Raw genomic sequence first — 9,131 nt, forward strand, 5'->3', positions numbered from 1 at the left:
TCTGATATGTTTTTTGTAAATTTGATAGATTTAAGTTCTATAGCAGAAAAAAAACAAAACAACTATGCTGAGATCGTTCTTGCCTGCATAGAGGAAAAATATTTCAAGGATGAAATTGTCCTTGAGCACCATTCTTTTGTAAAGATCATCTCAGGTGAGATGAAGATCATCTTGGCAGATAAAACACATACTTTTGGATCCGGCGATATGCTGCTGTTCCCTAGAAATCAATTATGTACGCTGATCAAATATCCGAAAGATGGCAGAAACTACAGATCTGTGGTTATGACTCTGACCACCGAGAGGCTGAAGACTTTTTTTACTAAAAATCCCATCAGATCATCAGAACATCATCAGCAGAAGATCCTCACCTTTGAAAAACATCCTTTGCTGGAAAGTTTTTTTTCATCAATACAACCATATTTCTAATTGGAAAGTGAACTGCCTGAAAAAATAACCGCTTTAAAAATAGAGGAAATACTGACCATCCTTCGCAATATCGATCAAAATATAGACGGTATTTTGGCTGATTTATCAGAACCCGGAAAGATCAGTATTGCAGATTTTATGGAGAAGAATTTTATGTTCAATATGGTGATTGAAAAATTTGCTTATCTCACCGGAAGAAGCCTGACGACCTTTAAAAAGGATTTTAAGATCGCTTTTAAAACCACACCACAAAATGGCTTACCGAGAAACGTTTGGAACTCGCATATTATGAATTGAGCGAGAAAAAAAGAAAACCGGTAGATGTATATTACGAAACAGGATTCGAAAACTTATCGCACTTTTCTTTTGCCTTTAAAAAACGTTTTGGTTACGCACCTACAAAGCTTTCAGAAAAAAGACTTTAGAGCTTATCCGATCTTTGCATTTATTTAATAAACATTCGCCAATCCGCCATCCAGCGGAATACTCGTTCCGGTAATGTAAGCCGCATATTCTGAAGCCAAAAAGGCTACGAGATGACCGTATTCTTCAGGTTTTCCCAAACGTTTCATCGGGATTTTGTTTTCTCTCGCTTTTCTAATTTCTTCAGGTGACTTTCCAGTTTGTTCAGATTCAACTTTAATTAATTTCTGAATTCTTTCGGTATCAAAATAGCAGGTCAACACGTTATTGATGGTCACATTATGCTGCGCCACTTCATTAGACAAAGACTTTGACCACGCAGCAACCGCAGAACGGATCGAGTTTGAAAGCACCAAATTATTGATAGGTTCTTTCACAGACAAAGAGGAAACATTGATGATTCGTCCGTTCTTTTGTTCAATCATATAAGGTAAGGCCAAAGCGGTCGTCTCACAAACGGTTTTAAAAAGCAAATCAAAAGCTTTCTGGAAATCATCAACACCTTTATCAACCGCCATTCCCATTAATAACAGGAAGTTCAGCAACAGATTTTTTAAGTTTCTCTTCATTCCGAGCCATCAAAGTCACGTTGGCTCCGCATTTTGCCAATTCTACTGCAATTCGCACTCCAATTCCTTGCGTAGCTGCACCGACTAGTGCGTTTTTATTTTTGAGGTCAATATTCATAACGGATTATTTTTAAGCTATTGTTGATTTTAATCAAACTGTGTTAAGACATAAATTTACCAAAAGATATGTTCAAAAAAAACAATCTGGCTGAATAATTTATCTATAGCTTCAGTACAAAATAATGATTGTTGTAAAGCAAATTTCATTAAATTTATTGTTTAATTTAAGATGATGAATGACATTTTCAAAATGTTTAAAATAGATTTAGCTGAATCCCAAAGAATCAGCGAGTTAGACAATGAACCACACAACCACGATTTCGAAGAATTATTGATTGGAAAGTCCGGTCAGCTGGAACATTTTATCGATTTTAAATCTCAAGTAATGGACGCACCGTTCGTCAGCTTCATTGCGCAGGGCAAAGTTCATCGCGTGAGACCATTGGCAAAAGATGGAAAATGTGACATCTGGGCGATTCGTTTTAAAAGTGAATTCATTGCTGATACGGTTTTTCAGCTCTACTCTACGTATCACGACAAGGCGAACATTTGTCTGAAAACGGATGAATGTTTTGGCAGATTGAATGTTATTTGTGAAATTATCTTTCAGGAATACAATCAACCAAACCCCGATTTGTCAGTTATACGACAATTACTCAGCAGTTTATTTACAATTATTGAATCAGAAAGGAAAAAGCTCAACCTCAATAATGATGAATCTAAAAAAATCCAGAGCAATACGTTCAAGAATTTTTTGAAACTTTTGGATGAATATTTTATGGAAGCCAAAGATGTGAATTTCTATGCAGAGAAGCTTTTTATGAGTACAAGAAACTTGAACCTCATCTGTCAGGATATTTTACATCAAAGCGTTTCAGAGATCATTGAAACCAGAAAACTGACCGAAGCCAAAAATCTCCTACTCACCACCGATAAGACGATTGCCGAGATCGGCTACGAGCTTGGCTTTAATGAAAAAACCTATTTCACCCACGCTTTTAAAAAGAAATCCGGCTTCACGCCTTCGGAATACCGAAAAGAAATGGCAAAGATCATTTCCTAAAATCACAACTATTCTGCCGATTTGTGTTATCTCTTCATATCGTTTGTTTCGGAAATTTGTACCATAATTTTTAAACAAACAAAAAATGAAAACATCATTCTTAACAAAAGGATTAATCGCTGCAGCATTCGTAACAATGTTCACAGCCAACGCACAAACTAAAAAATCAGCTGAATCTGATAAAGCTTTAAAACAAATTAAAGAATTAGCTGCGTCCAACGAAATCATCGCTAAAAACCTAGCAACTTTCGACACTTTGGATTACACCGTATTCAGCAACAGAGACTGGACGAGACTTCACGAAAGCCACGCTAAAGATATCCTGGTACATTTCCCTGACGGACACACCGAAAAAGGAATTGAGCAACACATCAAAACTTTGGATGCAATGTTCGTTTACGCACCGGATACAAGAATCAAAGAACACCCGTTGAAATTGGGTAGCGGAAATATGACTGCCGTGATGGGTTATATGGAAGGGACTTTCACCAAACCAATGCCGCTTGGTGACGGAACATTCATTCAGCCAACAGGAAAAAAATTCAAACTTCCAATGGCAACCATCGGAATCTGGAATACAGACGGAACAATGAGCGAAGAGTACCTGTTCTGGGACAACAAGTCTTATATGGATCAAATTATGAACAAATAACAAATCTGGCTACAGATTTTTTATGAATAGAAAAGATTTTTTAAAAGCTATGGCACTTTTACCACTTGGAGCCGCTGCGATGAAACTCAATACATTGCACAGTTTAACAGACAATCTGGCTCCCACAGAACGAATGCCGGTACTTTTTTTGGGACACGGAAACCCGATGAATGCAATTGATGACAACATCTTTACACAGGGTTTCCAGGCTGTCGCAAAAACATTGCCGAAACCGAGAGCAATCCTTTGTATCTCTGCACACTGGGAAACAAGAGGAACATTTGTAACCGCAATGCAGCAGCCACAGACCATCCACGATTTTGGCGGATTTCCTCAGGCATTATTTGATGTGCAATATCCTGCGCCGGGAAGTCCGGACCTGGCTTTGGAAACACAGAAACTCATCACTTCGACACAAGTTGGACTGAATGAAGACTGGGGGCTTGACCACGGATGCTGGACGGTTGTAAAATTTCTTTATCCCAACGCAGATATTCCTGTTATCGAAATGAGTATGGACTATACCAAAGGTCCTGAATATCATTATGCTTTAGGAAAAGAACTTTCAGCATTGAGAAGAAAAGGCGTTTTAATTATCGGAAGTGGAAATACCGTTCACAATCTGAGAATGGCCGCGTGGGATAAAATGATGGTTCCGGGATATGCTTTTGACTGGGCAACAACTGCGAATGAAAAACTGAAAAACCTCATCACAAAAGGCGACCACAAATCTTTAATCAGATATGACCAGTTGGGAAAAGAAGTTCAAATGTCTATCCCAACTCCTGAACATTACTTACCGCTTCTACCTTTCTCTGTCACCATCGAATTGAAAATTAAGGTAGCGCCATTAAATTCACTTCCAGTACCATTTTTCACTTCTTCTTCCAAGGCAGAGATTTCTTATTGGATGGAAGTGTGGTTTCAATATAACTCTTGTATGGGGGACGCATTTTATCACGTTCATAAACACCTACTTTGCGGAAGACAGCGTATTCAATTATACTTCTTGCATAGTCGCGGGCGAGTATATCCGGATTAACCTCTGTAGTTTTAAAGAATTTATTGTAAACTAAATCTGCTATTGATTTTAGACGTTCCCCGGAGGATTTTATGGCACATCCATATGCAACTGCAAAAACACGCTGGGTTACATATGGATCGTTGACAGACCTGAACTTTTCAATCCAATCAAGCAGGTGATCCTGATAGGTCAGGAAAATATAAATCAGGACTTTGGTCGATATATCCCGCAGGCTTCTATTGGTACTGGTCAGAAACCAACCAATCGTTGTCACCGCAAGTGTTATTGTTTCATCGTCATAAACAGATCCATCATTAATCCCCCAGCCCCATTTCAAAAGCCTTGATACCGCATTTATCTCATTATCTTCTGAACCATCAGTATGCTTGTCACTTAAATAAATTGTCCATGATGCATCACGGTCAGCCAATGAGAAACCAAGCAGCATTCTATGCAGAAAATGGGCATTGAAAGGCTGATCCGTCTCTAAACACATGCCAACGATCTCGTCATAGAATGAAGTATTCGATAGACCTTGGTTTTCTATATAACCTTCGGTAAACGTTTCGAGTTTGTTGGTGTCGACCTGTACAACACGCCAAGAAAAACTAGTATAAAAACCCTTTACGATTGATAGATCATATCGTAAGTTGTCAGGTAGGACTTCAAAAAATTCAGTCTGCTTTTGTTCTGGAAACTGGATACTTAAGGCTTCGATTAATCCCTGATTCTCTATTCTTGAATCACGATCTAAAAGAATTTTACCAAACATTCCTACCTTGTGCCAATCCGATGCCAGTGGAAATTGAAGACCGGCTATAAGTTCTGTCGCTATCAGGTGATCTCCCATCCTTTCGTAGCCATAGGTAACGCAATAACCTAGTTCTTTTGGTGATGTATATCTGATGCTGTCGATAAAAATATTTTCTTCTATAAGTTTATCCAAAAACTGGGGTTTTCCCAAAAAACGGTGCACAACATCCTCAGTAAGCAAAAAAGCTTTCTCATATTCGATGTCACGCTCACCATCAACCACAACAGTAGAAGTAAAACGCTTAAGAACACGGCTGACATGGTTTATTTTATGCCACGCATACTTAAAGTGTTTTCCTTGTCCTATTTCACGGTTAACATGTTCAATGTAGTATCTAAATATCCTGTCAATACCAATTTTCTTCAAATTTCTGATATTGCTTGTATCCCTTTTCAGCCCAATACATAATAGTTTCAAGAATAATGGATTACCAAATTCCTTGGTAAGAACCGGAATACTATCAACAGGCACACCATAGTGTTTTGCGAAAGAGGCAAATGCTTCACGCTCAAAGCCAGAAAAGCCAGAATGATGGATTGTACGGATGCCTAAAAAATTATCATCCCCAAACATAAATGTCCTATACGTTGTCCTGTAACTGATAACGAGTCCCATGTATGGATATGGTTTTATATGTTCGATAAACTCCCGAAAACCACTTTTCCAGGCAACAACTCCTTCACCTTCATTAATGGCATCAACCATTACTAAGACCCGCTCATTTATAATTTTACCTTTTTCATTAACAATGTTAAAAAAGGTTTGCAGATCACAACTGAAGTTGAGTTGCGTCAGTATCTGATTCCAAGGCTCGTTTTTTCCATCAAAATTCTGCCCGAGGAAAAACAGGGTAAATTTATTTTCTATCGCTCTTTTCGTCACGATGTCTGCCAGAAGATGTGACTTTCCGGATCCCGGCTCACCATCTAGGACGATGACCTGCTCGCCGTACCCATACCCCGCTCCAAGAAACATTTCTGACTCCTGATACAGATTTGAAGAAGCTTTTTCAAAATCCTCATATACAACCGTGGCCGTAAATATATTAGAGCTACGATTTGAGTAGATCATGCTATAAAGTCTCGAACTGAAATCATACATTCTACGTCGCTTCTTAGCGAGCTCTAACCAGTCAAGCTCAAGCAGTCTTTCGGATTTAAATGCTTTTGAAAAATATGATATAAATTCACCGATGGCAATGATAATTCCTTTACCGCTTACCGTAACAGATGGGTCATCAGAGAAGGATATAGTCACCCGTTTCCTATTAAAATGAGTCCGTTCAGTCTTTATCAATTTTGAATAGGGATCCAGTAGTCTTGTATAGGCATTAGTCACCGTTTTTAAGGCCTGCTCTAGTTCTTCACTTTTTACTTTGGTTGCTGCAAGTGACTCAAAATTTCGAAGGATCGGAACTTCTACATTTATATCGGGGGAATATCGCGGTCCAAGGGAGCGAATAGCCGTTTTGTTATGCTGTAGCACATTTTCTGATGGAAGAACACGTTCAGCCCTAGCACTTACTATGGCCATATCCTTAATTTGATCTGTTATCCAAGGAGCCACTTTACCGGCTACGAAACGGCGCCCTGCTTCGTGGTACTCAGATACTATACCTATTAAAAATAATTTCCCATTGACTTCAATACATAAACCACTTCCGGAAAAGCCTTCTACATTGTAGTCCCCAGAAGTATTTTCATCGTTGAAATCTATACTGCATTGCCCATGGATATTCGCCCCTTCACTATCTGGAGCGATAATATTAACATTGGCAGTCCAAGGAATCTCGTTGTTGGTCAGCGAAGGAAAACCTTTGAAAACACCGCTAAGCTCTTCCTGCTCAAAATTTGAAAGATAAGTAACCGGGAATTTTCCTAAAACGGCTTCTATACTTTTACGCCACACTCGGAGCACAACAATATCCGGTTTGTTTTGTTTCTTTACAATAATTGAATCGGAGTCTGTTAACTGATAAGAGACAAGTCCATCCGAATCCCCTATCTTTCTTGATATTTTAATCCTATTCTCGTCAGGCAAGGCCCTAAATGCTTTACCGTAAATACAGTGTTTAGCTGTAATAATGTAAATCCATTCAGATTCCACGTTGGGTAGATAAACGTAACCACTGCCGGTATATTTATCTTTAGAATTTATCCTAACCGCAACTTTTGAAATTAAATTCCCATTTCCCATGAGCGCTAAAGTTTTATTTCATAGTATTTTTCAGATCCTTTAGGGAACGAACAGTCAAAATTGTATTTCTTACTTGCGCTTTTATCAACCTTGAATATCGATTTTAACGTCGGATTACTGTAATTGAATATGAAATTTATTTTCTCTTCTATATTCCTTTTAGGGTGGCATAAAATCTTCGAGAGCGTCTCCTTGTTTGGAAGTTTATGCGAGTTATCCCCATTGGCACAGATAACAAACTGGTTGCAGTCGATCAGGTCAAAGAGCGATTCGCTATAATTATAGATGCTTCCATGATGCGGCAACTTTACGTATTCACACTTGATCCTCTGCTCACCGCTTTTGTTCAGATATTCCTGTAATCCCTGCTTTATTGTTGTTGGGGTTGCATCACCTAGAAACAAGATCCTTTTACCATCGTAGGTTAATATAAACGCTATGCTGCTCAAGTTATTAATATCCTTCTTGCTCTCTTTCCTATCGGATTTTTTAACTAGTTCTTCTATCGGATATTTGTAGTCACTCTCTTCTACAGCTTTAAGCTTGTTGGAGTTTTTTTTATGAAATGCTGCTTCCTCTTTTTCCCATTTTTCCCCCAGCAAATCGTATTGGGGTTTTTCTGGCGCAATTACCTCTATTGCTAGTCCATTAATCTCCCATTGTTTTTCTGCAAGGACTTCATTGTTCAATAGCGTTTTGGTACCCTTTAGAAAGTCTCTGATTCGATACCTTTTTCTACACTTTTTGCGGACGATTTCTCAATGATGTTGAAGCGGTTGAAACAGTTGAACCAAATTTCTTCCGGCATTCGGGAGGGTGCGAATTTTTTGTCACGAAAAAAAGCAACAGATCCATTGATATGGTCCGCATCAAGATGGGTTAGAATCCACAGTTTAAAATTTTCACTTGGTTTGTCAAATTCATTCATCTGTGGTTTTAGCGCGGTTTTATAGGTATCCACATAACCCGAATCAACCAATATATTTTGAACAGGTGCCTTACCTAATTTTATAAGTATGGAATCACCACATTTTGTCTGTAAAATTCTTATCAATAAACTCATTTTATCGTTGGAGTATTTGTGTCGATTTAAATTAAAGGTTTGTTTTAATCTTAGATGTGCAAAGTGATTTTCTGGAATCGTTGTTCTGATCCTGATGTATAGAAAGAAGGAGATTCGTATTATCTAAGGTATTGATCAGTACCTTCTCATAATCATGCTTGCCCCGATTGACCATCTGGGTAATTTGTAGTTTCATAGTTGAGAGTTTTTAGTTTTTTATAAAAATAAGGATTTTACCTATACAATATAATCGATTTGTCCGTAAACTACTGGCAATCTACTACACTAATCCAACCGAACGGCAAAATCTAACTAATAATCAGCCAGTTAATTCCATGCCGCATATACCACTTGTTGATTGATTAGATAACTGGATTAGGAAGTTTTTCAATATGAAACGGATAAAAATGCAGCCAAGGTAAAAACATCCAGCCATCGCTCCTATCACTAAATGAGACAAATCCTGAATACAATTTGGTATTCTTATGATTTTTAATATATCAAAGTATAACTTAAATACCATCTAGAACCTTCAAAATATTATCTATGTCTTGTAGTAAATGGTTTGAATAGAGTCCTGGTAAGTTCACAAACGCCCAAATGGCTCCAATTTAATCTAAATTGAGCCATTTTTTTTGTTTTTGATTCCAAAATAAGCCAGATTAATCTTTTTTATTGTTTTGGTAATTCTAGGTATGAAACATAAAAAAAATTTTAGTAAATGATACCTATTAGAAATTATTGACATTCTCTTGGTCATTAAATGTATGTCTTCAAACCAATTTAGACATTTTGGTTTAAATCTTTAAGGAGGATTTTCGGTTTATAAACTTACTAA

Annotated in this window: 10 protein-coding genes; 6 read left to right on the plus strand and 4 right to left on the minus strand. The window is 37.7% G+C overall.

The features are described 5' to 3' along the window. Nucleotides 1–6 precede the first annotated feature (6 nt). From SB689_RS06115 to SB689_RS06125, 3 genes are read left to right on the plus strand one after another with little or no spacing between them, the layout of a single operon-like run. Nucleotides 7–429 carry a hypothetical protein gene (locus SB689_RS06115; RefSeq protein ID WP_410691265.1) on the plus strand — a complete coding sequence of 141 codons (423 nt, stop codon included), beginning with the start codon at nucleotides 7–9 and terminating at the stop codon, nucleotides 427–429. After that, on the plus strand, nucleotides 430–726 hold the full coding sequence (locus SB689_RS06120; RefSeq protein ID WP_410691266.1) for a hypothetical protein: 297 nt from the start codon (nucleotides 430–432) through the stop codon (nucleotides 724–726). Then, complete coding sequence (locus SB689_RS06125; RefSeq protein ID WP_410691267.1) at nucleotides 723–854, plus strand: hypothetical protein; 132 nt, start codon at nucleotides 723–725, stop codon at nucleotides 852–854. Before SB689_RS06120 ends, SB689_RS06125 begins: the two co-directional genes overlap by 4 nt. Before the next feature lie 24 nt (nucleotides 855–878). On the opposite strand, the gene SB689_RS06130 is transcribed toward SB689_RS06125, so the two are convergent. After that, on the minus strand, nucleotides 879–1,421 hold the full coding sequence (locus SB689_RS06130) for an SDR family oxidoreductase (RefSeq protein ID WP_410691268.1): 543 nt from the start codon (nucleotides 1,419–1,421) through the stop codon (nucleotides 879–881). Continuing rightward, nucleotides 1,360–1,539 carry an SDR family NAD(P)-dependent oxidoreductase gene (locus SB689_RS06135; RefSeq protein WP_410691269.1) on the minus strand — a complete coding sequence of 60 codons (180 nt, stop codon included), beginning with the start codon at nucleotides 1,537–1,539 and terminating at the stop codon, nucleotides 1,360–1,362. Before SB689_RS06135 ends, SB689_RS06130 begins: the two co-directional genes overlap by 62 nt. Nucleotides 1,540–1,713: 174 nt before the next feature. Here SB689_RS06135 and SB689_RS06140 point away from each other — a divergent pair, with 174 nt between their 5' ends. The 3 genes from SB689_RS06140 to ygiD all read left to right on the plus strand — a co-directional run bounded on the left by SB689_RS06140 (nucleotide 1,714) and on the right by ygiD (nucleotide 4,238). Further along, a complete protein-coding gene (locus SB689_RS06140; protein ID WP_410691270.1) occupies nucleotides 1,714–2,544 on the plus strand; it encodes a helix-turn-helix domain-containing protein in 831 nt (276 codons plus the stop codon). A gap of 85 nt (nucleotides 2,545–2,629) precedes the next feature. Further along, on the plus strand, nucleotides 2,630–3,196 hold the full coding sequence (locus tag SB689_RS06145) for an ester cyclase (protein WP_410691271.1): 567 nt from the start codon (nucleotides 2,630–2,632) through the stop codon (nucleotides 3,194–3,196). A gap of 22 nt (nucleotides 3,197–3,218) precedes the next feature. Then, a complete protein-coding gene (ygiD, locus tag SB689_RS06150; protein WP_410691272.1) occupies nucleotides 3,219–4,238 on the plus strand; it encodes a 4,5-DOPA dioxygenase extradiol in 1,020 nt (339 codons plus the stop codon). A 2,997-nt stretch (nucleotides 4,239–7,235) separates the two neighbouring features. Here ygiD and SB689_RS06155 read toward each other — a convergent pair. Together SB689_RS06155 and SB689_RS06160 are read right to left on the minus strand one after the other, a co-directional pair. Next, nucleotides 7,236–7,919 carry a hypothetical protein gene (locus SB689_RS06155; protein WP_410691273.1) on the minus strand — a complete coding sequence of 228 codons (684 nt, stop codon included), beginning with the start codon at nucleotides 7,917–7,919 and terminating at the stop codon, nucleotides 7,236–7,238. 17 nt (nucleotides 7,920–7,936) lie between these two features. Further along, nucleotides 7,937–8,293 (minus strand): MBL fold metallo-hydrolase, encoded by a 357-nt coding sequence (locus SB689_RS06160; protein WP_410691274.1) that lies wholly within the window; start codon nucleotides 8,291–8,293, stop codon nucleotides 7,937–7,939. Nucleotides 8,294–9,131 lie beyond the last annotated feature (838 nt).

It is taken from the genome of Chryseobacterium sp. SIMBA_038 (assembly GCF_046535115.1).
GTDB lineage: Bacteria > Bacteroidota > Bacteroidia > Flavobacteriales > Weeksellaceae > Chryseobacterium.

Bases quoted from the DNA above. Each gene is read 5' to 3' on its own strand.
- SB689_RS06135 (WP_410691269.1), bottom strand. From the start codon at position 1,539: ATGAATATTGACCTCAAAAATAAAAACGCACTAGTCGGTGCAGCTACG.
- SB689_RS06145 (WP_410691271.1), top strand. From the start codon at position 2,630: ATGAAAACATCATTCTTAACAAAAGGATTAATCGCTGCAGCATTCGTA.
- SB689_RS06130 (WP_410691268.1), bottom strand. From the start codon at position 1,421: ATGAAGAGAAACTTAAAAAATCTGTTGCTGAACTTCCTGTTATTAATG.
- SB689_RS06115 (WP_410691265.1), top strand. From the start codon at position 7: ATGTTTTTTGTAAATTTGATAGATTTAAGTTCTATAGCAGAAAAAAAA.
- SB689_RS06160 (WP_410691274.1), bottom strand. From the start codon at position 8,293: ATGAGTTTATTGATAAGAATTTTACAGACAAAATGTGGTGATTCCATA.
- SB689_RS06140 (WP_410691270.1), top strand. From the start codon at position 1,714: ATGAATGACATTTTCAAAATGTTTAAAATAGATTTAGCTGAATCCCAA.
- ygiD (WP_410691272.1), top strand. From the start codon at position 3,219: ATGAATAGAAAAGATTTTTTAAAAGCTATGGCACTTTTACCACTTGGA.